General features: G+C 72.2%; 22 protein-coding genes. 8 read left to right on the forward strand and 14 right to left on the reverse strand.

Annotated elements, in window-relative coordinates; all coding sequences use genetic code 11:
- Nucleotides 1-161: 161 nt before the first annotated feature.
- Nucleotides 162-1,568, reverse strand: a complete 1,407-nt coding sequence (locus BLR33_RS01185) for a glucose-6-phosphate dehydrogenase (protein ID WP_093782319.1) — start codon at nucleotides 1,566-1,568, stop codon at nucleotides 162-164.
- A 601-nt stretch (nucleotides 1,569-2,169) separates the two neighbouring features.
- On the opposite strand from BLR33_RS01185, the gene BLR33_RS01190 reads away from it, so the two are divergent.
- A complete protein-coding gene (locus tag BLR33_RS01190) occupies nucleotides 2,170-3,435 on the forward strand; it encodes an MFS transporter (protein WP_245771066.1) in 1,266 nt (421 codons plus the stop codon).
- A gap of 109 nt (nucleotides 3,436-3,544) precedes the next feature.
- On the opposite strand, the gene BLR33_RS01195 is transcribed toward BLR33_RS01190, so the two are convergent.
- Together BLR33_RS01195 and BLR33_RS01200 are read right to left on the reverse strand one after the other, a co-directional pair.
- A complete protein-coding gene (locus BLR33_RS01195) occupies nucleotides 3,545-3,976 on the reverse strand; it encodes a DUF4259 domain-containing protein (RefSeq protein ID WP_176930064.1) in 432 nt (143 codons plus the stop codon).
- A gap of 130 nt (nucleotides 3,977-4,106) precedes the next feature.
- Nucleotides 4,107-4,589 carry a VOC family protein gene (locus BLR33_RS01200; RefSeq protein ID WP_093782322.1) on the reverse strand — a complete coding sequence of 161 codons (483 nt, stop codon included), beginning with the start codon at nucleotides 4,587-4,589 and terminating at the stop codon, nucleotides 4,107-4,109.
- A 26-nt stretch (nucleotides 4,590-4,615) separates the two neighbouring features.
- On the opposite strand from BLR33_RS01200, the gene BLR33_RS01205 reads away from it, so the two are divergent.
- A complete protein-coding gene (locus BLR33_RS01205) occupies nucleotides 4,616-5,050 on the forward strand; it encodes a MarR family winged helix-turn-helix transcriptional regulator (RefSeq protein WP_093782323.1) in 435 nt (144 codons plus the stop codon).
- Nucleotides 5,051-5,279: 229 nt separating this feature from the next.
- Here the strand turns inward: BLR33_RS01205 and BLR33_RS01210 are convergent, their stop codons facing one another.
- Nucleotides 5,280-6,044 (reverse strand): SDR family oxidoreductase, encoded by a 765-nt coding sequence (locus BLR33_RS01210; protein WP_093782324.1) that lies wholly within the window; start codon nucleotides 6,042-6,044, stop codon nucleotides 5,280-5,282.
- A 100-nt stretch (nucleotides 6,045-6,144) separates the two neighbouring features.
- On the opposite strand from BLR33_RS01210, the gene BLR33_RS01215 reads away from it, so the two are divergent.
- Nucleotides 6,145-6,993, forward strand: coding sequence for a helix-turn-helix transcriptional regulator (locus tag BLR33_RS01215; RefSeq protein WP_093782325.1), 849 nt, complete (start codon nucleotides 6,145-6,147; stop codon nucleotides 6,991-6,993).
- Nucleotides 6,994-7,092: 99 nt separating this feature from the next.
- Here the strand turns inward: BLR33_RS01215 and BLR33_RS01220 are convergent, their stop codons facing one another.
- Nucleotides 7,093-7,419 (reverse strand): hypothetical protein, encoded by a 327-nt coding sequence (locus BLR33_RS01220; protein ID WP_093782326.1) that lies wholly within the window; start codon nucleotides 7,417-7,419, stop codon nucleotides 7,093-7,095.
- An 80-nt stretch (nucleotides 7,420-7,499) separates the two neighbouring features.
- Between BLR33_RS01220 and BLR33_RS01225 the strand changes: the two genes are divergently transcribed.
- Together BLR33_RS01225 and BLR33_RS01230 are read left to right on the forward strand one after the other, a co-directional pair.
- Nucleotides 7,500-7,976, forward strand: a complete 477-nt coding sequence (locus BLR33_RS01225; RefSeq protein ID WP_093782327.1) for a DUF6233 domain-containing protein — start codon at nucleotides 7,500-7,502, stop codon at nucleotides 7,974-7,976.
- Nucleotides 7,977-8,363: 387 nt separating this feature from the next.
- A complete protein-coding gene (locus BLR33_RS01230) occupies nucleotides 8,364-9,281 on the forward strand; it encodes a PfkB family carbohydrate kinase (protein ID WP_093782328.1) in 918 nt (305 codons plus the stop codon).
- A gap of 238 nt (nucleotides 9,282-9,519) precedes the next feature.
- Here BLR33_RS01230 and BLR33_RS01235 read toward each other — a convergent pair whose 3' ends face one another.
- From BLR33_RS01235 to BLR33_RS01245, 3 genes are all read right to left on the reverse strand, one after another.
- On the reverse strand, nucleotides 9,520-10,035 hold the full coding sequence (locus BLR33_RS01235) for a DinB family protein (protein WP_093782329.1): 516 nt from the start codon (nucleotides 10,033-10,035) through the stop codon (nucleotides 9,520-9,522).
- A 203-nt stretch (nucleotides 10,036-10,238) separates the two neighbouring features.
- Nucleotides 10,239-11,510 (reverse strand): PP2C family protein-serine/threonine phosphatase, encoded by a 1,272-nt coding sequence (locus BLR33_RS01240; protein ID WP_245771067.1) that lies wholly within the window; start codon nucleotides 11,508-11,510, stop codon nucleotides 10,239-10,241.
- A 226-nt stretch (nucleotides 11,511-11,736) separates the two neighbouring features.
- Nucleotides 11,737-14,124 (reverse strand): chitobiase/beta-hexosaminidase C-terminal domain-containing protein, encoded by a 2,388-nt coding sequence (locus BLR33_RS01245; protein ID WP_093782330.1) that lies wholly within the window; start codon nucleotides 14,122-14,124, stop codon nucleotides 11,737-11,739.
- Nucleotides 14,125-14,440: 316 nt separating this feature from the next.
- Here BLR33_RS01245 and BLR33_RS01250 point away from each other — a divergent pair, with 316 nt between their 5' ends.
- The gene (locus tag BLR33_RS01250) at nucleotides 14,441-15,310 is read left to right on the forward strand and encodes an NAD(P)-dependent oxidoreductase (protein WP_176930065.1); all 870 of its coding nucleotides are present in this window, start codon (nucleotides 14,441-14,443) and stop codon (nucleotides 15,308-15,310) included.
- Between the two features lie 105 nt (nucleotides 15,311-15,415).
- Here the strand turns inward: BLR33_RS01250 and BLR33_RS01255 are convergent, their stop codons facing one another.
- From BLR33_RS01255 to BLR33_RS01275, 4 genes are all read right to left on the reverse strand, one after another.
- Complete coding sequence (locus BLR33_RS01255) at nucleotides 15,416-16,873, reverse strand: MFS transporter (RefSeq protein ID WP_093782706.1); 1,458 nt, start codon at nucleotides 16,871-16,873, stop codon at nucleotides 15,416-15,418.
- A 258-nt stretch (nucleotides 16,874-17,131) separates the two neighbouring features.
- A complete protein-coding gene (locus BLR33_RS01260; RefSeq protein WP_093782332.1) occupies nucleotides 17,132-18,244 on the reverse strand; it encodes an ABC transporter ATP-binding protein in 1,113 nt (370 codons plus the stop codon).
- 30 nt (nucleotides 18,245-18,274) lie between these two features.
- Nucleotides 18,275-20,053, reverse strand: a complete 1,779-nt coding sequence (locus BLR33_RS01265) for an ABC transporter permease (protein WP_093782333.1) — start codon at nucleotides 20,051-20,053, stop codon at nucleotides 18,275-18,277.
- 145 nt (nucleotides 20,054-20,198) lie between these two features.
- Nucleotides 20,199-21,299 carry an ABC transporter substrate-binding protein gene (locus BLR33_RS01275; protein ID WP_176930066.1) on the reverse strand — a complete coding sequence of 367 codons (1,101 nt, stop codon included), beginning with the start codon at nucleotides 21,297-21,299 and terminating at the stop codon, nucleotides 20,199-20,201.
- A gap of 286 nt (nucleotides 21,300-21,585) precedes the next feature.
- Between BLR33_RS01275 and BLR33_RS01280 the strand changes: the two genes are divergently transcribed.
- The gene (locus tag BLR33_RS01280; RefSeq protein ID WP_093782336.1) at nucleotides 21,586-22,380 is read left to right on the forward strand and encodes a FadR/GntR family transcriptional regulator; all 795 of its coding nucleotides are present in this window, start codon (nucleotides 21,586-21,588) and stop codon (nucleotides 22,378-22,380) included.
- Nucleotides 22,381-22,568: 188 nt separating this feature from the next.
- Here the strand turns inward: BLR33_RS01280 and BLR33_RS01285 are convergent, their stop codons facing one another.
- A complete protein-coding gene (locus BLR33_RS01285; RefSeq protein WP_093782337.1) occupies nucleotides 22,569-23,264 on the reverse strand; it encodes a class I SAM-dependent methyltransferase in 696 nt (231 codons plus the stop codon).
- Between the two features lie 81 nt (nucleotides 23,265-23,345).
- Nucleotides 23,346-24,350, reverse strand: coding sequence for a cupin domain-containing protein (locus BLR33_RS01290; protein ID WP_093782338.1), 1,005 nt, complete (start codon nucleotides 24,348-24,350; stop codon nucleotides 23,346-23,348).
- Nucleotides 24,351-24,513: 163 nt separating this feature from the next.
- On the opposite strand from BLR33_RS01290, the gene BLR33_RS01295 reads away from it, so the two are divergent.
- Nucleotides 24,514-25,794 (forward strand): NAD(P)/FAD-dependent oxidoreductase, encoded by a 1,281-nt coding sequence (locus BLR33_RS01295; protein ID WP_093782339.1) that lies wholly within the window; start codon nucleotides 24,514-24,516, stop codon nucleotides 25,792-25,794.
- Nucleotides 25,795-25,970: the final 176 nt, after the last annotated feature.

Consider the following 25,970-nt stretch of genomic DNA (forward strand, 5'->3'; position numbering starts at 1 on the left):
GGTTCGCCAGGTGACAGGTCTGACCTGGGCACTCTAAAGGAAGCACGGCGGTGCGGGGCCCGGTGCGGGCGGTCCCTGCCACTGGGGCGCCGGGGCGCGGATGGTGGGTCGCGTTCAGCGCGGCCGGGAGGCCGTTCCCGGTGAGGTCCTCGCGGTCGTCTTCAGGGCGCCGTCGCGGGCGTCGGCAACCAGGGGATCTGCCAGGGCAGGTGTCCTTCGACCAGGCGGTCGGCGGCGGCCGGTCCCCACGAGCCGCGGGCGTAGGGCTCGCAGTCCGGCGGGTGGTCCAGCAGCGGCTGCAGGATGCGCCAGCTCTCCTCGACCGCGTCCTCGCGGGTGAACAGCGAGCGGTCGCCGGTCAGGGCGTCGTGCAGCAGCCGCTCGTAGGGGGTGGGCGGCTTGCCGAGTTCCAGGGCGAACGGCAGGTCGAGGTGGACGTCGCGGGTGCCGGTGCCCTCGGCGTTGCGGGAGAGCAGGTGGGTGCGCAGGCCCGGTTCGGGGTCGACCCGCAGCACGATCTGGTTCGGCGGGCCGGCCGGTGCGACCGGGCCCCCGGCCTGCTCGGGTGCGGCGAAGACCACCCGGACCTCGGTCGCGGTGGCCGCGAGCGCCTTGCCGGCGCGGATGAAGAAGGGCACGCCGGCCCACCGCGGGTTGTCCACCTGCAGCCGCAGGGCGACGTATGTCTCGGTGGTGGTGCCGGGCCGCACTCCGGGCACCTGCTCGTAGCCGTCGTACCGGCCGCGCACGCACATCGCGGGGTCGGCGTCGGCGACCGACCGGAACAGCTCGGCCCGCCGGTCCCACAGGGCGTCGGGGCCTTGTGCCTCGGGCGGTTCCATGGCGACGAGGGCGAGCACCTGGAGCAGATGGTTCTGCACGACGTCGCGCAGCGCGCCCACGTCGTCGTAGAAGCGGCCGCGGTCCTCCACGCCGAAGTCCTCGGCCATGGTGATCTCGACGGCGGTGATGTACTCGCGGCTCCACAGCGGCTCGATCAGGGTGTTGGCGAAGCGCAGGCAGGTCAGGTCGAGCACGGGCTGCTTGCCGAGGAAGTGGTCGATGCGCAGGATCTGCGGCTCGGCGAGCACCCGGTGCAGGTCGCGGTCCAGGGCGCGGGCCGTCTCCAGGTCGTGCCCGAAGGGCTTCTCGACCAGCACCCGCGCTCCCCCGGTGAGCCCCGCCCCGCCCAGGCCCTGCACGACGCGGGCGAACAGGGCGGGCGGGATCTCCAGGTAGAACAGCGGCCGCTTCCGCCCGCGCAGCTCCGCGGCCAGCCGCTCGTACGTCCCCGGGTCACCGAAATCGCCCGCCACGTAGGAGATGCGGCGGGTCAGCCGGGCGAGCACATCGCGATCGGCCGTGGGGTCGGCGGCGTGGACGGCGTCCTCCACCAGGGCGCGGAGCCGGTCCGCGGAGTAGTCCTCCAGGGCCACCCCAACGATCGGGCAGTCCAGCCGCCCGGCCGCCTCCAGCAGGTACAGCGAGTTCAGCGTCATCTTGCGCGCGAGGTCCCCGGTGATCCCGAAGATCACGAGCACGTCGGCCGCGTCCTGCTTCCCGCTCATAGCGCGCTCATCCCGCCTCCTGGGCTCGCCCTGCGCCGCCCTACGGCTCTCCGGGTAACCCGGAATCGGCGCCGGTAACGCGGTGGGGGGCATTTGAGCGGGGTGGCGAGCGTGTGGGGCCCTGGGCCGGGCAGCACCGTGGAGGTCCCCTCCCTGAACCGGACGGCACCGTGATCGCCCGCGCCCGGGGCGGGCGGCGCCATGGGCGGTGCTGAACCAGCGATGGCACGGTGGCCCGCGCCTTGAGCCGGACAGCACCGCGGTCGGCCAGGGCGTGCCGGCGCCACGGGCGGCCCGGAACCGGGCGATGCCGCGGTGGGCCGCACCATAAGGCGGACGGTGCCGTGGTCCGCCCTGGACTGGAGAACGCCATGGTCGGCCGGGCCCTGAGCCGGACAGCATCGCGGCCGGCCAGGGCGTGCCTGCGCCACAATCGATCCTGGACCAGGCGATGCCGCGGAGAGCCGCCCCCGGGGCCGGGCGTATCCGGCTGAGCCGTACCCGTGCTCGCGATACGGCCCCGGCCGCAGCCGCCCGACGTACGCGGGGCTCAGCGATCTGCCCCGGTGGATGTCAGTGGCCGCGCCTAGCGTCTGCGTCCGTGGCCTCACACCTCGACACCGCCAGGGCGGCTCCGGCGCGGCCGGCGCTCCCCCGCTCGTACCTCGTCTGGCTCGCCGGAACCCGCGCCTCGCTCCTTGGCGACGCGGCCATGTACTTCGCGCTCGGCTGGGCGGCGAGCGCGCACGGCGGGGCGACGGCCGCGCTGGTGCTGAGCGCGGTCAACCTGCCGCGTACGGTGCTGCTGCTCCTGGGCGGTGCGGTCGGCGACCGTTTCGGTGCCCGCCGGGTGCTGGTCGCCGGGGACGCCGTGATGCTCGCGGCCGTGCTCGCGCTCGCGGCGGTGAGCAGCCAGTTGGGCACGCCGCCCTGGCTGCTGGTGGCGACCGCAGCGGTGATCGGCACGGTGGACGCGTTCTACCTGCCCGCGACGGGCTCGATGCCGCGCCGCCTGGTGGGCAAGGAGCAGTTGCCCCGGGCGCTGGCCGTGCGGCAGGCGGGCGGGCAGGTCGCCTCGCTGCTGGGCGCACCGCTCGGCGGCGTCCTGGTCGCCTCCGCCGGGCTGCCGGGCGCGGCCCTCGTGGACGCGGCCACGTTCGCCGTCGTGCTCGTGGTGCTCCTCCGTGTCCGGCCCGCCTTCGACGTGGAGCGCTCCCCGCGGGGCGAGAGCCTTCTGGCGGGTGCGGCGGGCGGTGTACGGCTCGCGGTGACGGACCCCGTGCTGCGACCCGCCCTGCTGCTGACGGCTGCCGCCGCGGCGTTCCTGCTGCCGGTGGTCTCACTGCTGAACCCGTTGCTGGCCAGGGAGCACGGCTGGGGCGCGGGGGCGGCGGGCCTGATGGCGGCGGGGCAAGGCGCGGGCATGATCGCGGTGTCCCTCGCGGTCACGAGGCGGGGGGCGATGCGGCGCATCGGTGTCGGCGCGGCGGCCGGCCTCTTCGCCGCCGCCCTGGGCATCGCCGCGGTGGCCGCGGCGCCCACTCCGGCCGCGGCGGCGGGCGGCGGTCTGCTCCTGGGCGCGGGCTCGGGCATGTTCGCCTGCCACATCGGCCCTCTGGTCCTGACGGGCATCCCGGAGACGCACCTCTCCCGGATGCAGTCCCTGCTCACCCTGGTCCAGAGCGTGTCGCTCCTCGCGGCGAACCCCCTCCTCGGCACGCTCGCCGACACGACCAGCCCTCGCGTGACCACCGGGCTCTGCGCGGCAGCCGTCAGCACGGCCGCGCTCACCGCCCTCACCTCGCACCCCCTCCGCACCCTCCGCACCCTCCACGGCGGGCAGCCGGGGCCTGGGCGGAGGGAGTGAGCACCAACTGCCGACGGCACGCGGCCGCTGCCAGTGCGAGGCACCACAGCCGGACCGCCTCGTTCATCCCGCTGGCTCTGGCTCAACTGTCGTGCTGAGCGACGCTCGGTTACGGCTCGACATCGAGGAGAGCAACGGAAGGGGGTGGCGGGGCAAGCACTGCGCGAAGGCGCGTCAGTATGGCTCGTCTCTGCTTCCAGTCCTCCGGGTCGACCCAGTTCGAGGCCGATCCATCATCGTCGCCGACGATGCGGGCGAGGGCTTCGTCGGCGAGTGCCCGGAGGTCGAAAGGGAACACGGGCATCGGTGTTTCCGGACCGTAGGCCATGTCGATGGGTTCGCCTCCCGGGCATTGCGCCGCGATCAAGGCGGCGGCGGCCACCGCCTCTTCCGCTTCCGCAAGATAGCCAGTTGCGTCGATCGTCCGGACGAGGACGCCTCGGATCAGGGCTTCACGCGCTGCGGGCTCGGCGTCGTCGAGCGCGTCGGCGAAGTCCGCGGCTGTGTCGTTGTCGAAGGGACCGGTATCCCAGGTGCCCATGCTGATCTCCCTCGCGTAGCGTCGCCTCGCCCGGATCTTCGCATCGAAGACCGACAACATGACTACGGGGCGAGCATGACCCGTATGCGCAGAAGACCGAAGCATGCGCGGCGGAAACATCTGCCGCTTGCTACTTCGCAGGTGCGGTCTCCCCCGTGTCGGCGGTCGGTTCGCTGGTGATCAGGACCACGTTGCCGTCCGGATCCTCGACCATCGTCGCGTAGGGCCCGAGGAGGTGTCCGGGAGCCGTGGTGCCCTTGTAACCGGCTGAGGTCAGCCGCTCCCACGCAGCGTCGACGGCCGGGTCGCCGTCGACGAAAAACTCGACGACCTGCTGGTAGCCGCCCCGTGCGGGGCGGACCCAGGCGGGATCGAAGCGCTGCGCGACGGGGTCGGTGGTGATGATCATCCTCGTGGCGCCGCCTTCCGCGTAGGCCGCGACCGGGCGCTCGGGCTCGGGATCGGGCACGTCGAGCCCGAGGAGGCGGTAGAACGCGATCGATGCCTGAAGATCGCGGACGTAGAGCACGACCATCGCGAAACGCGGGCGGCTGGGTGTGGTGTCCTGTTCGGTGGCGTCGGAAGTGGTTCCGACCGTGATTTCGTTTGTCATGGTAGATAATCTACGTGGGTGTACGAATGTCAGCAAGAGATGACGAGCCCGGCGAGGAACTCGGCGCGCTGCTCAGTGGGCTGCTGAACGTCGTCGTCGCGCGCGAGGCGCCGATCCTGAAGGCTCACGGCCTCACCATGTGGGAGTACGTGATCCTGAGCCGCCTCATGGGCGAGTCCGGGCTGACGCAGAAGGAGCTGGCCCGCCGTAGCCGCCGGGACCCCACCCGTCTGATCGGCCACCTGGACGCCCTCGATGACCGCCACCTGATCGCCCGCGAAGTCGACGGGTCGGACCGCCGGCGGCGCACCGTGCGGCTCACCGCGGAGGGCCGCGATCTGGTGCTGGCCACCCACCGCGACATCCGGCAGATGGAAACCGACCTCCTCGGCGGGCTCTCCGCGGAGGCGCAGAATGAGCTGCGCAACGCTCTCGCCACGGTCCTGCGCCGCAACTCCTGACATGCCCGGCCATCGCAGGGCCGCAGCCGGGCGTACGGTCAGCGGGTCTCCCCGCCCAGGATGTCGCCGAACCCCATGCGCCGCACGTACGCGCGCTGCGGGGCCGGAGCCAGGTCGTCGACCTTCTCGACGCCGACGAGCCGGTCGTCGTGCAGCCCGAAGGTGATCGGGCCGGCGCCGTCGTGGTCGGTGCGGGTCGCGCGGAGCGTGACGAGGGTGGCTGTTCCGTTCAGTTTCCGTGCGGGTCGAGGTGGTTCACCGCGGCGACGGTCTCGTCGTAGTCGCCGCGGGCCTCTCCGTAGCGGAGGAATTTCACCCGCTCGACCTGGATCTCCCTGGCGTCCGGCTCGGCCTCGATGAGGGCGATCACCTCGGCGACGAACTCCTCCAGCGGCATCGCGAACGAGCTTTCGCGCTGCCCGGGGAGGAGATCGGTGGCCACCGACGGCGGCTCCAGCTCCGACACCTTCACCGTCGTGCCCGCCAGTTGGAGCCGCAGCGTCTCGCTGAGCATGTGGATCGCGGCCTTGGTCGCGTTGTAGCTCGGCGTGATCCGCAGCGGTGTGAACGCGAGCCCCGAGGAGACGGTCATGATCGTCGCGTCCGGCCTGGACCGGAGGTGCTCGATGAACGCGGCGATGAGGCGGATCGGGCCGAGGAGGTTGGTCGTGACGGTCTCCTCCGCGGAGGCGAGGAACCCCTCCGGCTTGGTCCAGTCCTCGATGCGCATGATCCCCGCCATCGTGATGAGCACGTTGAGCTCGGGGTGCTCCGCGATCACCTGGCCGGCCGCCCGCTGGACGCTCTCCGGGCTGGTGGTGTCGATCTCGACGGCGTGGATGCCGGGGTGCTCAGCCGTGATCTGCGCGAGCAGGTCGGTGCGACGGCCGCCGACGACGACCTCGTTGCCCTTCGCGTGCAGGGCGAGAGCGAGGTCGAGACCGATGCCGCTGGTCGCGCCGGGGATGAAGACGGTGTTTCCGGTGATGTTCATGCTTCGAGTGTTCGGCCGCGTCGCGGCGCGTGCCAGAGTCCGCTTATCGGGGGAAGGCCGGTCTCTGGTTGAGGGTTTGCGGACCGCCGATACTGTGCCCATGGATCGCGACGCACTCGGCACTTTCCTGACCCGGCACCGGGCCGGCCTGCAACCGTCCGACGTCGGTCTCACGGTCGGGCCCCGACGCCGCGCCGCGGGCCTGCGCCGGGAGGAAGTCGCGCAGCTCGCGGGAATGTCGACCGACTACTACACCCGGCTGGAGCAAGGCCGCAGCCCTCAGCCGAGCGCCCAGATCCTCGGCTCCGTGGCCCGCGCCCTGCGGCTGACCCCGGACGAACACGACTACCTGTTCCGTGTCGCAGGGCTCAGCGCCCCGGACCGTCACCACCGCGGGGACTACGTACCCCCCGCCCTGCTCCGCGTGTTCGACCGCCTTTCCGACACCCCCGCGCTCATCATCTCCGTCCTCGGCGAGACCCTCGTCCAGAACGAGCCGGCCAAGGCCCTCTTCGGGGACGCCAGCCGCTTCACCGGCATGGAGCGCAGCGAGATCTACCGCTGGTTCGTCCGCCCCGGGACCGAACGCCTCCGCTACCCCGAACACGACCACGAACGGCAGAGCCGGGCTCAGGTCGCGACGCTGCGCGCCGCCCTCGGCGCGATGGGACCGAACTCGCGCGCCGCGGAGCTCGTCCGCGAACTCACCCGGCGGAGCCCCGAGTTCACCGCGCTCTGGGACGAGCAACAAGTGCACCGGCGGTTCGCGGACCACAAGACCCTTCTCCACCCCGAACTCGGCCCGATCGAAGTCGACTGCCAAGTCCTCTTCACCGAGGACCAGTTCCACGCGCTCCTCGTCCTCACCGCATCGCCGGGCACCGAAGCCGCGAGCAAACTCGAACTCCTCGCCGTCCTCGGCAACCAGCGATTCGCCACCGAGCGATAGCGACGTCGGCTCGACCGTCACAGAGCGGGAAAGCGGGTGACTGGCGCAGCGGGCTTCGTCCGGTGTCCGGCGAACCCGGTGACGGCCGGCGCTCCCTTCCTACTCAGGCGGAGGCGGAGGGGCAGGGGGCTTCACGGGGCCGAACTCCGTGTCGAGGCGGGTCGGCCAGTCCTCGTCGGCCAGGTCGGCTCCCACGAGGGAGTCGCGCCAGTCCTCCACGGCAAGCCGGACGGCAGCGCGGAAGCGACTGAAGCTGCCCCGGGCGGACAGGACGATCGCCGCGTGCAGCCGCTCGCTGCCGAACATCGCGCCACTGGACCCCGCGATCTCGGGGAGTTCGCCGAGTATCCGCAGGATCTCCGGCGCGGAGCCCGGTTCGGGGAAGTCGCGCCGCACCCGCCGCGCCACGCGTTCACTGACCGCCACCCCGCCATCATCCCCGCCTCCCGGTGCCCGGCCAAGGGCTCGGTGAGCAGGGACGAAGGGAATCGAACTAAAATAGAACAGTGAGCGAGGGTGAGAAGCTGCCGCAGGCCGACGGGCCGCTGGTGGGGGTGAGGCTGCCGGACGGGCAACGGGTGTACGCCGTGGTGCGCGGGCGGCGCCGGGAGCGGGACGGCACCTGGTGGTACGACCTGCGCATCCACCTGCCCTCGCAGATCGACATCCGCGGCCAGTTGCAGACGCACCCCGCGCCCGTCGACTTCCGCGTGCCCGCCACCCTGTGCGAACCCGTCCCCGGACAGCCGTACGACGCCGTCCCCACCAAGCGGCACGGCGTCGCCCCGAAGTGGCGCATCGAGGAGCCCGTCTACATCGGCCGCGCCCCGGGCCCGGCCCGCATCGTCCACCGCGGCACCTGCCACGCGGTCCACGACGTCTCCCACCCCGCCGGCACCGAAGAAGCCCGCGCCGCCCTCCGCCGCCCCGACACGGTCCCCTGCGACATCTGCCGCCCCGACCGCCCCCTCCTCGCCACCTAGAGAAACCCACGACCACGAAGGGTTCCGGCGGGGTGCCCATGAGCGGGAGGGTTCCTGGTGGGGGTGCCGTTGAGTGTGAGGGTCCCCGGCGGGGGTGCCCGTGAGCATGGAGCAGCGGGAGGTGAAAAGCCCTGGAGCCGAAGGGCGCGTCGCTGTCGAAAAGGAGAACACGCGCAGGTTTCCGAGGAACGAGGAAACCGAGCATGATCGACTGTCGACAGTGACTCCAGCGCCCGGAGGCGGAAGGGCGTCTCAAAAAAGGGGGAAATGGTCACCGAACACAAAAGACGGCCACCCCCGGCGGCGCCCGTAAGAACAACGGCTCCCCCGGCCCCAACCCCCGCCCACCCCTACCCTGGAGCCGCACCCCCACCCCAGGAGCCCCATATGCCCGTCCCGCCTCGGCCTCGTGCCAGGATCGCCGTGCTCGGCAGCGCCAACATGGATCTGGTCGCCTACACCCGGCGTGCGCCCGCGCGGGGGGAGACCGTCACCGGCGAGGCGTTCCGGACCGGGGCCGGCGGCAAGGGGGCCAATCAGGCGATCGCCGCGGCCCGCGCGGGCGGGGCCGTGGTGATGCTGGGTGCCGTCGGCGACGACGACTTCGGGCCCCGGCTGCGCGGCGCCCTCGACAGCGCGGGCGTCGACACCGCGCGGCTGCGGACGGTGCCGGGTGCGAGCGGCACCGCCCACATCGTGGTGGACGGCGACGGCGGCAACGCCATCGTGGTCGTCCCCGGCGCCAACGGTACGGTGACCGAACTGGCGGACGCCGACCTGCACGCCGTCGCCGCCGCGGACACACTGCTGCTCCAGCTCGAACTCCCGCTCGCGGGCGTGCTCGCGGGCGCGCTGGCCGCCCGGCGCCACGGCGTCCGTACGGTCCTCACCCCGGCGCCGGTGGTGCCGCTGCCGGACGAACTCCTCGCCGCCACCGACCTGTTGCTGCCCAACGAGCACGAGGCCGAGGCTTTGACCGGCCGCGCCGACCCGCACACGGCGGCCCGCGCCCTGCTGGACGCCGTACCGGACGTCGTGGTCACCCTGGGTGCGAAGGGCTGCCTGTGGGCAGCGCGCGGCAAGGAACCGCTGACCGTGCCCGCCCCGGCGGCGGCAGCCGTCGACACCACCGCGGCCGGCGACACGTTCGCGGGCGCCCTGGCGGTGGCCCTGGCCGAGAACCGCCCCATGCCGGACGCCCTGACCTGGGCGAGCGCGGCGGCCGCCCTGTCCGTGGAACGCGAGGGCGCGGCAGCCTCGATGCCGGAGCGCGCCGAGATCGACGCGCGAGCGGCCAAGAGCTGACCCGTGCCGGGCCCCCGACCTGACTGGCCGGGCCCAGCGGCTCGTCGGCGGCGTTGCACAGCATGCCGAAGGGGCCGCGCAGGCGCCAGGTACACACGAGCGCCGACGAGCCGCCGCTCCGAACAGGCCCGCTCCGAACCGCCCGCACCGGACCACCCGCCCGTCGTACGACCGCACCCGACCGCACCCGGCCGCACCTGCCCAGGCGCCGGCGCCCCTCAGACCCGGCCCACCGCCCTCACGTCAGCACCAGCCACTGCTTCCCGTCCATCTGCTCCCGCACCGCGTCCAGGTGACCCGCGTGGCAGGACGTCTCCGTGATCACGTGGAGGAGCACGTCCCGCAGCGTGTGCAGGTGAGGGTCGCCGAACGCGGGGGGCCACCAGGCGAGGGGAGCGTCCGCGGAGCCGGCGGCTATGACGGCCGCGTCGGCCAGGGCGCACTCGCGGCGGTAGCCGGCCAGCACCTGGGCCGAGGGTGTGTCCGCCGGCACCTGCCACGCGTCCTCGATGGTGTCGAAGCCCGCTATGACCTCCGCGTCGCCGGGCAGCACCGCGCGGAACCAGAACCGCTCGACGTCGAGGGCGAGGTGCTGGAGCAGGCCCACGCAGTTCCACCCCGAGGGCAGCACCCGCCGGTGCAGCGCCTCCTCGTCCAGCCCCTCGATCGCGCCCAGGACGTGCCGCCGCTGGCCCTCCAGCCAGCGCAGCAGCCTCTCCACCTCGGGGTCCGCTCCCCCGTGCCGCTCCACCATCACCGCTCCCCCGTCGCCTCCAGGTCCGCGCGCCGCCCGGACACGGCCCGCACCCCCATGTCTACTACGAGCCACTGACAACGGCGCCGAAGGAAGCGGCCGGCCACCTCATCGCGGCCCGTGACAGCCCGATCCGCCGAGGCCCGAACCGCGTCAGCCCCGTACCAGGTCCGTCAGCTCGCACCACCCCACCCCCGGCCCCCTCAGCCCGGATCGCGCAGCCCCCGCGTCGGCGCCGCGTGCCGGGCGGCCCACCCCTTCGGCTCGGGCTCGGGCTCCCGCTCCTCCTCCGCCGGCTGCGCACCCGCCCGCGGACCCGCGTCGGCCGGCAGCTCCCGCACGCCCGTGCCCGCCGCATCCTCCTCCCGCGGCCGGCGGGCGACCGCGACCAGCGCCGCGTCGTCGCCCAGCAGGCCGCCGGTGTACGCGTGCAGGTCCTCGCGGACGTGCTCGACCAGGTCGCGCGGGCCCTGGAGGCCGGGGAAGGCGGCGACGCGATCGGCGAGCGGGTAGAAGGCGCCGGAGTCGTCGCGGGCCTCGGTGGCGCCGTCGGTGTAGAGGAGCAGCAGGTCACCGGGGCCGAAGGGGTGGCTGTCGACGCGGGCCGGCGTGGTCCTCGGCGGGCAGACGCCCAGCGGCGGGGCGGACTCCCCCGGGTCGAGGGCGGTGACCCGGCCGCGGCTGAGCCGCAGTGGCGGCGGGTGCCCGCGGTTGAGGATGTGCACCTCGGAGCCGTGGTCGGGGACGTCGACCAGGGCGGCGGTGATGAACGCCTCGCCTGCCTCCTCGTCGTCCCTGGCCGGCTGGGACAGGCCCCACCACACGATGGCCTCCAGCTCGGCGAACAGGGCCGGGAGCGACAGCCCGCGGTGGGCCGCGCTGCGGAAGGCGCCCAGGAGCAGGGCGGCGTCGTCCACGGCGGCCAGGCCCTTGCCGCGTACGTCGCCGATGAGCAGCCGGGTGCCCTCGGGGGTGCGCACGGCCGCGTAGAGGTCGCCGCCGATGCGGGCCTGGTCGGCGGCTGCCTGGTAGGTGAAGGCGATCCGGACCGGGCCCATCGTCTCGGGCAGTGGCTGGAGCACCACCTGCTGTGCGGTCTCGGCCACGGTGCGCACCTGTCTGAGCTCGGCGCTGTGCCGTTCGCGCACGCGGGTGAAGACGACGGTGAAACCGGAGACGAGGACGAGCGCGATGAGCTGCGTCTCGTGGTTGGAGGTGGTGATGCTGCTGCGGATCTCGGAGATCGCCAGCAGGGCGCCCACGGCGAGCAGGCCGATCAGCGCGGTGAGCCGGGAGCCGCCGAAGGACGCGGTGAGCGCGGGGGCGACCACGAGGAGGGGTCCGAGGTGGATGTTCGCCGGCGAGAAGATGTCCGCGAGGGTGATCACCACGATCAGCGCCAAGGGCACCCAGACCAGGCCCCGGTTCTGCTGCCGGGCCCGGCCGCCACTGCCGCCGTGGGGCTTCCAGCGCACCCTTCATGGATACACCCGCGGGGCTGCGGGTGCGCGGCAGGACCGCACCGGGACGCGAGCGGAACACGCGGGTGCCCGGGGACCGGCGGACCGGCCCCCGGGCACGGGGTGGTGCTGTGCGGTAGGGCTCCCCGCGGGAGGCGGGCTGCTCACGGGAGCAGCGGGCCCTCGCGGAACCTCCTTACGGGAAGGCGCGGATCATCTCCTTACCGGGCGGATCATCCCCTTACGGATAGGAGGTGACGTTGCTCGGGGTCGTGTTCGACGCGGTGACGGCCCCGGTGTCGTTGATGACGTGGGTGATGGTGCCCACGCCGCCGAGCGAGACGGTCAGCACGTCGTGGAACTTCACGCCGGAGGTGTTCGGTACCTCGAAGGCGTGGTAGTTGTTCACGGCCGGGTTGACGTTGAAGTAGCAGTAGCTGCCCAGGCCCCAGGCCTCGTGGGTGGTGACGTTGTCGCCCACCTTGTAGGCCGCGTAGCCGTTCTGGCCTGCCGGGTTCTTCCAGGCCGCCTGGTTGGGCGGGTCGTAGGGGTTCTCGTTCTGGAAGAAGATCGTCTTGCCGTTCTGGCCGTTCCAGACGACTTCGTACTTCTGGTAGTGCTCGACGAAGAGGCCGTCGGCCAGGACGTTGTTGCCGTTGACGGTCAGGCCGTTGTCGGCGGTGTTGGTGGTCCAGCCGACGGTGCCGCTGTTGCCGTGGTCGGCGCGCCAGGCCCAGATGTGGTCGATGATCGTGTTGTTGCTGTTGACCACGAGGCTGTCGGTGGCCTTGCCGGCGATCCGGAAGAAGACGTCCTGGATCGTCGTCGGGTCGGCGGAGTGGTCGGCCGAGGAGCCCGAGGGGCCGACGGTCAGCAGCGCCTGGGAGTTGGTGGTGCCGGCGTCGAAGAGCAGGCCCTTCAGCCGGACCCCGCTGACGTCGGCGACCTGCATGGCGTTGACGCCGTTGTCCGGGACGAAGGTCGGGTAGCCGATGCCGAGCACGGTGGTGTCGGGCTTGGTGATGTTGAGCGTCTGGTTCAGGTGGTAGACGCCCGGGGTGACGAAGAGGTTGCAGCCCTCGGCGAGCGCGGCGTTGATGGTGGCGGCCGTGTCGCCGGCCTTGACCACGTAGAACGCGCTCATCGGCAGGGAGGTGCCGGGGGTGCTGCCGTTCGCCCAGCTGGGGCCGGAGGAGTTGGTGCGCAGCGAGGGCAGGAAGACCCGGTACTTGCCGGTGCTGTCCACGTACAGGTACGGGACGTCGCGGGAGACGGGGGTGGTGGCCAGGGTGGTCTCCGGCGGGTTGGGGAAGGTGTTCGCCGGGGCGCCGTTGACGCCGGAGAAGACCATGTTCCACACGCCGCCGGCCCAGCTGCCCAGCGTGCTGTCGCGGGTGTACCACTGCTGCTGGGAGACCGAGGCGGCCTGGCCGCTGACCTTGGTGTCCGCGATGAAGCCGCCGCTGGCGTAGCCGTAGCTGGCCGGGTAGAGCGCGAGGCCGCCGTGGACGTCGATCCGGCGGAAGGGCGCGGCCTGGGCGACGGCCCAGCGGTCGGTGCCGCTGGAGGGGTTGATCGCCAGGTTCTCCGCGGAGCGCCAGAAGTTCTGGGTGGCGTTGCCCGCGTCGGAGGCGTTGAAGGCGTCCACGGTGACGTCGCCGTTGATGGTGACGTCGTCGGGGTTCTGGCCGAGGCCGGCCACCGAGGTGTAGAAGCCGACGTTGTCCTCGACGTTGTAGGTGCCGGGCTTGAAGAGGTCGGCCACCCGGTTCTCGCTGAACTGCGCGGTCTGGGTGTCCTTCATCTGGTTGAACTGCGCGTCCAGTTGGGACTGGATGGCGGCGTTGCCCATGGACGGGTCGAAGATGTGGACGTTCGGCCCGAAGTCGGGGGTGTCGGACTGCGCGGGGCAGGCCGCGGGGGTGGTCCCGATGGTGAAGGTGGCGCTGGCGACGGCGGAGTCGGTGGAGCCGGACTTCACCGCGATGGCCTTGACCGTGGTGGTGGCCGAGATGGTCAGCGCGCTGCTGTAGGTGGCCGAACTCGCGGTCGGTGTGGAGCCGTTGGTGGTGTAGTGGATGGCCGCGCCGGAGGTGGCGTCGGAGATGGTGACGGTCTGCGCGGTGCTGAAGGTGCCGCCGGCCGGGCTGAAGGTGGGGGTGGCCACAGTGCCTGGCGGTGGTGTGGTGCCGCCCCCGCCCTGGGTGTAGGTGAACTGCGGGGTGTCGTACTGCGGCCCGTTCTTGGTGTATGTGAACGAGTACGTCAGCACGGTGCCGTTGGACAGCCCGCCGACGGTGTAGGTCCACGAGGAGCCGGCGGCGGCCATCTGGACGTTCTGCTGGCCGGTCCCGTTCACCAGGTAGTGGACGATGACGTAGCTGGACGGGCTGGTGGGTGTGAACGTCAGCTGCGCCTGGGTGCTGCTGGTCTGGGTGGCGGACTGGGTGTAGTCCGAGGAGTCCGCGACGGCGGAGCCGGCGGTCCCGGTCAGCGCGGCCAGGCCCGCGAGCAGCACGGCGAGGACGCCGAGCACGGCGGCGGCGCCCCGGCGGCGGGTACCGGTCCGGCGGGCGGGGGATGCCGCCGGGGCGGCAACTGCGGGCGGTGCGGGGGAAGTTCTGCGCATGCGTGGGGTCCTCTCGCCCGGCGTTCACGAAGTGAACACCGGGTCGGCGCGGGATTGTGGGGGTGGATCGCGCGTAATGCCGTTGTTTCCTGGACCGGTACCCTCGCTTTACCTTTGATTGGTGATGCAGAGAACGCTCTCACTCTGCGGATCGGGGGTGCTCCGGTCCGATAGGCAGTGTCAAGTGGGGGCGGGCGCGCGTCAAGGAGTCGGACGGGATTCTTCATCCGACGGCGTCCATTGTGAATGGTATGACCATAAGCTAGCCTGTCGGGACGCACGGAATGCCGGATCGAGCGACGGGCGGTGGGCGGCCATGGCGGCAGCGGTCGAAGGTCAACAGGCGGACGGGGCGGCGTCGTTGGGGCGCCCCTTCCATACGGTGGGCGTGATCGGGCTCGGCGCGATGGGACGGCCCGCCGCCGTGCACCTCGCCCGCGCGGGGGTGCCCACACTTGCCTACGACACCGACCACGCCACCCGTGACGCGCTCGCCGCGGACGGCGTGCGGCCCGCCGGCTCGGTCGCCGAACTGGCCGCCGCATGCGGGGTGGTGGCCGTGGTGGTGCCCTCCGACCAGGACGTGCTCTCGGTGTGCTCCCCCGAGGACGGCGTGCTGTCGGCCGCGCGCCCCGGCACCGTCCTGCTGATCTGCGCCTCCGTCACCCCCGACACCTGCCGCGATGTCGCCGCGCTGGCCCGGCCGTTGGGGGTGGAGGTGCTGGACGCCGCGCTCACCGGCGGGGTGCGCGCGGCCGAGGCGGGCGAGCTGAACCTCCTGGTCGGCGGCGACGAGGACGTACTCGCCGCGATCGCACCGGAGTTGGCGCCCTGGACCCGGACGGTCCACCACCTGGGCCCCCTTGGCTCGGGTCAGGTCGGCAAGACCGTCAACAACCTCTGCCACTGGGGCCAGTTGGCGGCGATCGTGGAGGCGCTGCGGCTCGGCCGCGACCTGGGCGTCTCCCCCACCAAGCTGCGCGCCGCCCTGCTGGACGGCCCAGCGGCCAGCCGCACGCTCGCCGAGATGCACCTGATGCGGCTGACCTGGCACCGCAAGGACCTCGCCAACGCCCTGCTGATGGCCCGCGCCGCGCACAGGGAGATGCCGGTGGCGGCCACGACCCGCGAGGCGATGGAGCACCTGACGGTCGCGGACATCGCGGAGCTCTACGCGCAGGAGTGAACGCCGCACCGCCTGCCGGCGGTTACGGGTGCGACAGTCGGTAGGGATCGACCGGTACGGGCGGGCGCGGCAGACGCGGCGGCCGCGGTGACCAGGCAGGGGAGTTCAGCGGCTCACGGGCTCGGCCTGCTTGCCCTCCTCGGCCGCCTCGGCGCCGATCCGGCCCAGCGAGCGGTCGGCGAGGGTGAGCACCAGGAACAGCGCGGAGACCCCGAGCAGGAAGAGGGTCAGGTGGTGCAGGCCCGGGGTGTCGGCCCGGTGCGGGAAGACGGCGCCGTTGGCCGCCGAGGCCACGATGGCGCCCAGGTAGCCGAAAGTGCGCAGCAGTCCGGCCGAGGAGCCCATCCGCTCGGCGTCGGCCTGGTGGTAGACGGCGTTCTGCAGCGCGAGGCTGTTCAGGCCCTGCGGGATGCCGAAGAGGAAGGTGACGGCGAGCAGCAGCAGGATCGGGCTGCGGGGCGCGAGCGCCAGCATCAGCGCGCCCGCGGCGAGCTGGCCGGTGGCGCCGACGATGAGCTTGCCGCGGATCTCCGGGCGCCGCCCGGTGGTCGTGGAGACGAGGATCGCCGTGGCGAACAGTGGGAGCTGGACGAGTCCGGCCTGCGAGGCGGACAGGCCGCGGCCCTCCTCGGCCCACTGGGTGAAGCCGTAGAGCAGCGCGTAGGAGACCACGTAGGCGAGCAGCGCGCGGGCGTAGGTGAGCAGCAGCGGGCGGTTGCCGCCGAGGACCCGAAGGTCGATGAAGGCGCGCTCGGCGCGCAATTCGCGCCAGGTGAAGGCGGCGCCCGCGGCCACGGTGATCACCGGCAGGTACCAGGCGGCCGCGTGCGGGTGCATCAGGAAGAGCAGCAGGCTGACCAGCATGGCCGCGAACAGGCCCATGCCCGGCAGGTCGAGGCCGGCCACGGCGGCGCGCCGGCCGCCGTCGGGACGTGGGGGCGCCGTACGGGGCAGCCGGAGCAGGCCGAGCAGTATCCCGGCCACCGCCAGCGGGATGTTGACCGCCAAGGTGGCCCGCCAGCCGCCGACGGCGATCAGCACGCCGCCCAGGCTCGGGCCGATGACGGCAATGGTCTGGTTGGTGACCGCGAGCGCGGTGAGCACGCCGGCCGGGCTCTGGTGGCCGGTGCGGCGGGCCTCGCTGCGGATCAGGTACATCGAGGCGGGGTAGCCGGCGCAGGTGCCGAAGCCGAGGATGACGCGGGCGGCGATCAGGGTGCCCAGATTGGGCGCGAGCATGCCGATGACACCGGCCACGCCGGTCAGGGCGGTGCCGATCAGGAAGAGGCGGCGCGGCCCGAACAGGTCGATGAGCCGCCCCACCACGGGCTGCCCGATGGCGGTGGCCAGGTACAGCGCGGAGATCAGCCACGCGGTGCCGGAGGGCGGCGCCCCGAAGGCGGCACCGATGGGCACCAGCGAGACGGAGATGATCGAGGAGTTGACCGGGTTGAGCACCGACCCGAGCATCATCGGGGCCAGCAGGCGGCGGTCGAACGCGTCCGCGGGGGTGGCCGCGCCGCCGCGGCGACCCAGGCGTCCTGGGCGCAGGCCGCGTGCCATCCGCACGAGGGCGGTGCCGTTCGCGCTGCGTGCGGGCTCGGGGGGTCGGTTCGGTGTCTCCGGCATGAGTCCAGGGTAATTAGACAGTCCAGACTGCGCAAGTGAACCTGTTCAGTTATAGCTGTCTAATTCTCGCCCGCGCCTGAAGACCTTGCCCCTTGCGCGAAGGGCGAGGTCTTCAGGGGCGCGGGGAGGTGCGCGGGAAGAGGGCCGTCGGCCTTGCCGCGGCACACGGTCCCGTGGGGCAGACCTGGACCGTCAGCTCGCGGCAGCGGAAGCCGCGGGGATGGCGATGGCTGTCTCCTCCTCGGGGACGACGAAGACGGGGTCGCCGTGGGAGAGTCCGACCTTCTCGCGGTACATGCGCGAGCGCAGCAGGGTGTCGCCCACGCGGACGTGGTAGTCCCAGCAGTCGCCGTGGTAGATGCTGAACTCCACCGTGCCCTTCCAGCCCCGCCCGGAGGGGTCCTTGCGGGAGAGCACCAGGCTCTCGGGCCGGATGAAGACGTTCACCGGGCTGCCCACGGTGGTCTCCCCGCTGGTCAGGCAGCGCAGCCTGCCGTGCGCGAGGGTGATCTCCGCGGTCTCCTCCGCTCCCCCGCCGGCTTCGACGGTGCCCGGCAGGCTGTTGGAGATGCCCATGAAGCGCGCGGTGAACTCCTCGCGCGGGCAGCGGTAGATGTCCTGCGCCTGGCCGCGCTCGACGATGCGCCCCTGGTCCATGACGATCACCTCGTCGGAGACGGCCAGTGCCTCGTCCTGGTCGTGCGTGACGAACACCGTGGTGATGCCGAGCCGCTGCTGCACCGCGCGGATCTCGTCGCGCACCCGGTCGCGCAGGCCGGCGTCCAGGTTGCTCAGCGGCTCGTCCAGCAGCAGCACCTCCGGCTCGCGGGTCAGCGCGCGGGCGAGCGAGACGCGCTGCTGCTGGCCACCGGACAGGGCAGGGGCGGGCCGGTCGGCGAACTCGGCCAGGCCCACCATCTCCAGCGCCTCCATCGCGCGCCGCCGGGCCTCGGCGCGGTTCACCTTCTTCTGGCCGGACTGGAGCGGGAACATCACGTTCTGCACAGCGGTCATGTGCGGCCACACCGCGTAGGACTGGAAGACAACCCCGATCGGCCGGTGGTGCACGCCGACGTAGACGTTGTCGGCCGGCGCGCACATCAGCCGGCCGCCGATCCGGATCTCACCGGCGTCGGGGCGCTCCAGGCCGGCGATCAGCCGCAGGGTGGTGGTCTTGCCGCAGCCGCTGGGGCCGAGCAGGGTGACCAGTTTCCCCTCCGGGATGTCCAGGTCGATGCCGTCCACGGCGTTCCGCGACACGGTGCGGCCCGGGTAGCGCTTGGTCAGTCCGCGTACCTCGATCACGAGACTCTCCTTCGAGTGCTCAACTGCGGTTCAGCCCTGGCGGTTCAGCCCGAATCTCCTGGTGAGGAGGCGGACGATGGCGACGATGACGGCGAGGAAGACCACGATGACCACGCCGAGCGCGGCCACGATCGGGTAGCTGCCGTTGGACCACTGCTGGTAGATCGTCACCGACACCACTTGGGTGCCCTGGGTGTAGAGGAAGATCGCCGCCGAGATCTCACGGAAGGCGACGATGACGGTGTAGAGGAAGGCGGCGGCCAGCGACGGCACCAGCAGCGGTACGTAGATCCGCCAGAAGGTGCGCGGCCAGGACGCCCCGCTCGCGGCGGCCGCCTCCTCCAGCTCGTCCTTGATCTGCGCCATGCCCGGCACGATGTAGCGCAGCCCGTACGGCAGGCCGATGGTGACGAAGGCGATGACCAGGATGGTCAGGGTGCCGTACAGGTGCAGCGGGATGGGGGCGGTCAGGTACCAGTAGAGGATGCCGACGCCCATCACGACGCTGGGGACCGCGAGCGGGATGGTGGCCAGGCCGTCCAGCAGGCCGCGGCCGCGGGCCTTGGTCTTCACCGTGATGTAGGCGACGAGCGCGCTGATCACGGTGACGACCGCGCCGGCCAGCACCGCGGTGATCAGGCTGTTGCGCACGGAGGCCACCAGGCCCGGGGTGTGCCAGATCTCGCGGTAGTTGGACAGCGTCAGGTGGTGCAGGGCCGAGACGGAAGGGGGCTCGTAGCCCGGCAGCAGCGAGGACCACACCAGCATCAGCAGCGGCAGGGCCACCGCGACCACGAAGAAGAGCACGAAGCAGGCCAGGCCGGCCCAGCGCCAGCGGCCGAGTTCGGTGACGGTGGGGCGGAATCCCTTGCCGGAGATGGTCTGTGCCGCGGCCCCCGCGCCGCTCAGCCGGCGCGAGAGCCACAGCCCGAGCGTCGCCACGGCGAGGATGAACACGCCGATGACGCCGACGGTGCCGTAGTCGGTGGGGAAGGCCTGCAGTGCGTTGTAGATCTTGCTGACGAAGACGAACTTCCGCCCGGGCACGCCGATCAGCTGCGGCACCTCGAAGGTGGAGATGGTCTGGACGAACATCAGCAGGAAGGCCGACATGATCGCCGGGCGGATCAGCCGCGCGGTGATGGTGCGGAAGACCCGCAGCGGCGGGGCGCCCGAGGCGAGCGCGGCCTCCTCCAGCGAGGAGTCCATCTGGCTGAAGGCGGCCGTGCCCATGAGGAAGGCCACCGGCGTGACGTGCATGGACTGCACCAGCACCATGCCGGCCAGCGAGTAGATGTCGAAGGCGGGCAGGTGCACGTCGCGCAGCAGCACGTTGAGCGCGCCGGTGTGCGGGGCGAACAGCAGCGCCCAGGCGACGGTGTTGAGGATGCCGGGGATGATCAGCGGCACCATGGCCGCGATCTGGGCGAAGAACTTCGCGGGCGTGTCGGTGCGCGAGACCAGGTAGGCCAGGCCGAAGCCGATCACGGTGCTGATGACGGCGGTGGCGCCGGCGTAGGCGAAGGAGTTGCCGACCAGCGTCCAGAAGTCGGAGGTGCCGAGTGTCTCGGTGTAGTGGCGGAAGGTCCACGTCACCGGTCCTGTGCTCAGGAACTGGGACTGCAGGGAGGCGACCGCCATGGTGGCGGCGGGCACGATCGCCAGGTAGGCGACGACGAGGGCGACCAGGGCGAGCAGGATGTTGCGCGGGTCGCGGAACCATCCGCGGATGCCGGCGGTCGAACGGGGCGGCCGGGGGCGGGCGAGGGTGGGTGGTGGCGCTGGGCGGGACCGGCTGAGCAGGCTCATTGCAGTGGCCGTTCTCGGGTCGGGTGGATGGCGGTGCGGGCGGGCAGCGGGTGGCGGGACCCGTGGGGTGGCGGCCCGGCGGCGGAGGGCAGCGCCCGTGGGGTGGCGGCTCGGAGGCGGGTGCGGCAGGCGCGGGCGGCGGGGGTCACACCGCGTGCAGTGCCTTCTGGTACTCGGCCAGGTAGCGGTCGTAGGTGTCCGCGGTGATCACCGGCATCGACCAGGCGGGCTTCCACTTCGCCGGGTTCCAGACGCTGGTGTCGTTGACGGCCGACGGGCTCAGCGAGGTGTGGTTGGTGATCTTGACGACGCTGTCCTGGCCCTGGGCGGACATGATCCAGTCCATGAAGAGCTTGGCCGCGGCCGGGTGGGGCGCGTTGCGGGCGATCTCGGCGAGCGCGGCGGCGGCCGGCTGCGGGTCGGTGTTGGTGAACGCCATCCGCGTCGGGGTCTTCTTCGCCAGCGACGCCGCCTTGTAGGCGTAGGCGTTGACCGAGGCGAGCGGCTCGCCGGACTGCACCTCGGTGAGCGACTGGGTGTGGCTCTCCACCAGCCGGGGCGAGTTGTCGCCCAGTTCCTTGACCAGCTGCAGGGCCTTGTCGTGGCCCATCGACGAGATCAGGCTCTCGTACCAGTTGACCGCCGAGGGGTCGATCGAGAAGCGGCCCTTCCACTGCGGCTCGGTGAGGTCCTGGATGCTGGTCGGCGGCTGCAGGTGCTGCGCCTTGACGCCCGAGGGGTTGTAGGCGATGGCGCTGGTGAGGATGTAGACCGCGTTGCCGTACCCGGCGGGCAGGTTGCGCAGCTGCGCGGGCAGCGGCGGGGCCTGCGGCACCTGGTAGGGCACCAGGGTGTTGACCTTGATCAGCTGGTAGACCGGCTCGGAGTCGGCGGAGATCACGTCCGCGTTGAACTTGCGGCCGCGCTGCTCGGTGACCAGCCGGGAGGGCAGCTTGTCGGCGCTCAGGCGCAGTGCCTCGACCTTGATGCCCGGGTACGCCTTGTTGAAGGCGGAGATCATGTCGTCGACGTCGGAGTCGGCGAAGGTGGTGTACCAGACGACCTTGCCCTCCTGCCGGGCCTGCGGCAGCAGCTCCTGGGGCTGCTGGGCCGGCTCGAGCTTGCTGACGGTGCCGAGGCCGGCACTGCCGCAGGCGGTGAGGGTCACGGCCAGCAGCAGCGCGGCCGCGGCCACCAGCGGCGGGCGGGTCGTCCGTACCGCCCGGCGGTGTCTTTCTGCTTGCATACGGTCATCCTCCTGTCGAGGGCCCCGAAAAGCGCCGGCCAGCAGGCACTTTTCGCGGGGTGCCCCCTGGAAAACAGTGCTCATTGTGGGCTGTCGGTATGACCATTGCAATAGATAGAACATAATTGGGGTCATCCACAGGGAGCGCGCACCCGCGATGACGGTGCGTCAGCCGATCGGATACGGTCGTGCCGGGCGGGAGTGGTCCACACCGCACAACCTGGGCCTATTGGTCATACCCTAAGGCGGTAGACTGGGAGGCTCAACGACTACGGAGGGAACCCCCATGCCGCCTCGCCGTACGGCAGCCAGGTCCGAGGAGGGGCAGTCCGGCGGGCTGCTCAGCCCCGTGACCGACCGCCGGATCTCCGCCCTGATCGTCGACCAGGTGCGGTCCCTCATCCACGAGGGCAAGCTCACCCCGGGCGACCGCCTGCCCCCCGAGCGCGAGATGTGCGAGCGGTTCGGCGTGAGCCGGGTGACCGTGCGCGAGGCCCTGCGGGTCCTGGAGGCCGGCGGCCTGGTGGAGATCCGGGTGGGCGCGCACGGCGGCGCCTTCGTCACGCAGCCGACCAGCGACCGGGTCGGTGCGAGCATCACCGACCTGCTCACCCTGTCCTCGGTCTCGGCCGCCGACGTCACCGAGGTCCGCCTCGTGCTGGAGGTCGGCCTGGTGCCGCTGCTGTGCGAGCACGCCGACGCCGAGGACATCGCGGCCCTGGAGGAGGTGTGCGACCGCCAGGAGGCGGCGCTGTCCACCGGGCACTACGACGTGGCGCTCTCCGCCGAGTTCCACACCCGTCTCGCGGCCGCCAGCCACAACACGGCCTTCGAGATGCTCGTCCACTCCTTCCACGGACCGCTGCTGATGTCGCTGACCAAGGCGCAGAAGATCGCCCCGGAGATGGGTCGGCGGGGTGTGGAGGAGCACCGCGCGCTCATCGAGGCGGTCCGCTCGCACGACATCGAGGCGGGCGAGCGCATCATGCGCGAGCATCTGAGCCGCACCGCCTCGCGGCTGTGCCTGGACGAGCCGCACACCAAGGCCCCCCGCAAGCCGGCCGCCCCGGCGCACGCCTGAGGCGCGCCCGCAGGACGGGCCCGGACATGCGGTGGGGGCGCCCCAGGGGAGTGAGGGGCGCCCCCACCGCTTTCAGGAAGGCTCGTGGCCTGAACGTGGCCTGAACGCCCGGCCGGCCGCGGTGTCCCGTCGCCGGAACGGCGCGGCAGGTCCGCCGGGCGGGCCGTCGCGGCCGGGGGGCGGTCCGGTCAGTCCTGGCGGCCGTCGCGGCCCATGAACAGGCAGCTGTAGAAGGCCCGCCAGGCGATGTCGACCTCCGGCACGCCCGCGACCCGGTAGCCGTCGAGGTGGTCCTCGGCGGTGGGCAGCGGCTTGTCGTGGTGGTGGGTGGCCGCGGAGTTGCGGGGCGCGCCGAACGCCTTGCGGGCGGTGCGGAACCGCCGGTTCCAGACCTCGGCCGGTGCCACGTGGTCGAGGTTGACCAGCCAGCCGCCCGGCGCCAGCAGCCCGGCCGCCTCACGGTAGAAGCCGTGCAGCTCGGCGCGGTCCAGGTGGTGGCTGGCCCGGGAGCTGGCCAGGACGTCCACGTTGCCGGGAATGCCTGCAGCGCGCAGCGCCGTCATGTCGCCGGGGCGGAAGTCGACCCGGTCGCCGAACCGGGACAGGTCCAGCCTGGCCCGCTCCAGCATGCTCGGCGAGGCGTCCAGCCAGATCCCGCGGGCGCCGGGGAACCGGTCCAGCAGCACCGCGAGGAACTTGCCCGCTCCCCCGGCCACGTCCACGATCAGCCGCGGCTCGGGCGTCTCCACCGCGATCACCTCGGCGGCGATCTGCCGCGGCAGGGCGAGCAGGTCGCCCTGCCCCTGCGGGTCGGCCGCCAGCCACGCCGCGGCGAACTCCGGGTTGCTCCACACGGCCGCGGCCGCGCTGCTCTGCTGTGCCATCAGCTCTCCTTGCTCCGGCGGCGGCACCGCCGCGGCGCTGCCGCCGCCGGGTACGGCGGTCGAACAGGTGGGAGCGGGGCGTCAGTTCGCCGCGTCGTACTCGGGGGCGTTCTCCAGGTAGGCGACCTGGTCGTAGCCGAGCTGCTTGAACAGCCGGTTCTGGGCGGAGATGAGCACCAGCGGCTCGCCGTCGGCCGAGAAGTGCTGGGCGACGGTGTTGTGCGGCACGTAGAGGGTGTCGCCGGCCTTGAACTCGTGCCGGGTGGGCTCCTTGGCGATCCGCGCGTAGTACTTCTCGGCGATCTCGGCCTCCACCTCCCAGTGCAGGCTGTAGCCGGAGCCGGAGCGGACGTAGAGCACCTCGTCGGCCATGTGCCAGCGCTTGCCGGAGCGGCTGCCGGCGGGGATGTCGAGCACGAAGGCGTCGACGCTGAAGGTGCGCACGTCGTCGCCGGGCGCGGACAGGGTGCGGACCTTGCCGAGCGGGGTGATCTCCCACTTGGTGTCGGCGACCTTGACGACCTTGCGCAGCTTGTCCACGCCGGGGGTCCACACCTGCGACCAGTCCTCGCGCGGGCCGAAGCGGTCCTCGTCCTCCACCGGGGCGCTGCGGCCCTGCTGGACCAGGCCGAGGTACATCCACATCGACTTGGCCTTGAAGATCAGGCAGCGGGCCGTCTCGTCGTAGGGGTTGAAGTGCCGGTGGACGGAGTCGGTGTGGACGATCACCAGGTCGTCCTTGGCCCAGTCGTAGCGCTGGTCGTCGTGGATCTCGTAGCCGGCGCCCTCCAGGATGTAGAAGGCGGCCTCGTTCTGGTGGCCGTGGCCGTGGTTGGAGGAGTGCGGGGGCAGTTCGACGAAGTGCACCTGCAGGCTCTGGGTGAGGAAGGGGTCGTCGCCGGGGCCGATCCGCCACCAGGTGCGGGACTTCTCCGAGTCGCCGGAGTGGGCCACCTTCGCGTCGTCCACCACGACCGAGTCGTCCCGGACCCGGGGCGCGTCGAGCTGCTGCCGGCGGAACTCCTTCAGCCCGTAGGTCTCCGAGGTGATTCCCCGGAGAAAGACCCGGCCCTTCTTGTCGCTCATGCGGCTCTCCTCATGGTTCGGCTCCGACCGCAGTCTCAATGGCCTAACCGTTATATCAACCGACCTAAAGAGCGTCAACGGATCCGATCGTTATGGTTTAATGGTATGACGTTAACGGTTCAGGCCCCCTGCGGGCCCCCGGGGACAGTCGAGAGGAGCTGCGGTGGGCAGCAATGGGACCCTGATCGTCGGCGCCAGCCAGGCCGGCCTCCAACTGGCAGTTTCCCTACGGCAGTTCGGCGACACCGCGCCCATCACCCTGGTGGGCGCCGAACCTCTTCCGCCCTATCAGCGCCCGCCGCTGTCCAAGGAGTTCCTCACCGGGACCGCGGACGCCGACGCGCTCCTGCTGCGCACCCCCGCCTTCTACGCCGACGCCGGGATCACCCTGGTCTGCGGCGAGCGCGTCACCGAAGCCGCGCTCGCCGCGCCGGGATCGGGCCGCGGCGAGGGTACCGCGGTGACCTCCGCCGGGCGCCGCCTCGCCTTCGACCGCCTCGCGCTCACCGTGGGCGCCCGGCCGCGCCGGCTGCGCCTGCCCGGCGCCGCGCTCGACGGGGTGGGTGTGCTGCGCAGCCACGCCGACGCCGAGCAGTTCAAGCACCGGCTGGGAACGGCCCGGCACGTCGTGGTGGTCGGCGGCGGCTTCATCGGGCTGGAGGCCGCGGCCGCCGCCCGCGCACTCGGCTGCCCCTCGGTGACCGTGGTCGAGGCCGCCGACCGGCTGATGGCCCGCGCGGTGGCGCCGGTGGTCTCCCGCTTCTACCGGGCCGCGCACGAGCGGCGCGGCACAAAGGTGCTGCTGGGCGCCGCGGTCACCGCCTTCGAGGGCGACGCAGCCGGGCGGGTCACCGGGGTGCGCCTGGGCGACGGCACCCTGCTCCCGGCCGACCTGGTGCTGGTCGGCGCCGGGGTGGTCCCGCGCACCGAACTCGCCGAGCAACTGGGCCTGGTGTGCGAGGGCGGGATCGTGGTGGACGCGCAGGCGCGCACCAGCGACCCCGGCGTGGTCGCGGCCGGCGACTGCACGGTGCGGCCCGATCCGCTCACCGGCAGCGGCCGGGTCCGACTGGAGTCGGTGCAGAACGCCCAGGCGCAGGCCCAGACCGCGGCCGCCACACTGCTCGGCCGGCCGGCGCAGACCCGTACGGTGCCTTGGTTCTGGTCCTACCAGGGCGACCTGAAGCTGCAGACCGCGGGCCTTTCGGCCGGCCACGACGGTTACGTGCTGCGCGGCGAGCCCGACCGCGAGCGGTTCAGCGTCCTGTACTACCGCGGCGGGCGGCTGCTGGCCGTCGACGCCGTCAACAGCCCGGCCGACTACATGGCCGTCCGCAAGGCGCTGGGCGAGGGCGCCACCATCGACCCCGACCTCGCCCGCGACCCGGGCACCTCGCTCAAGTCCCTGATCCGCGAGGAGATCCGGGTGGCCCCCGCGGTCTGACCACCCACCCCCAACGCGGTCCCACCACCAGGGGGCCTGACGCGGTGCCGATCCCCGCGCCAGGCCCCCTCCCACGTGTGCGCCCGGCCCCTCACACACCTGGGCCGCACGCGCAACTCACGCCTCCATCGCCCCACTTCGCACCGCCCGCACCACCCCTCACCGCCCGGCCCGCT

Origin of the sequence: Actinacidiphila guanduensis (genome assembly GCF_900103985.1) — a bacterium.
Lineage (GTDB): Bacteria > Actinomycetota > Actinomycetes > Streptomycetales > Streptomycetaceae > Actinacidiphila > Actinacidiphila guanduensis.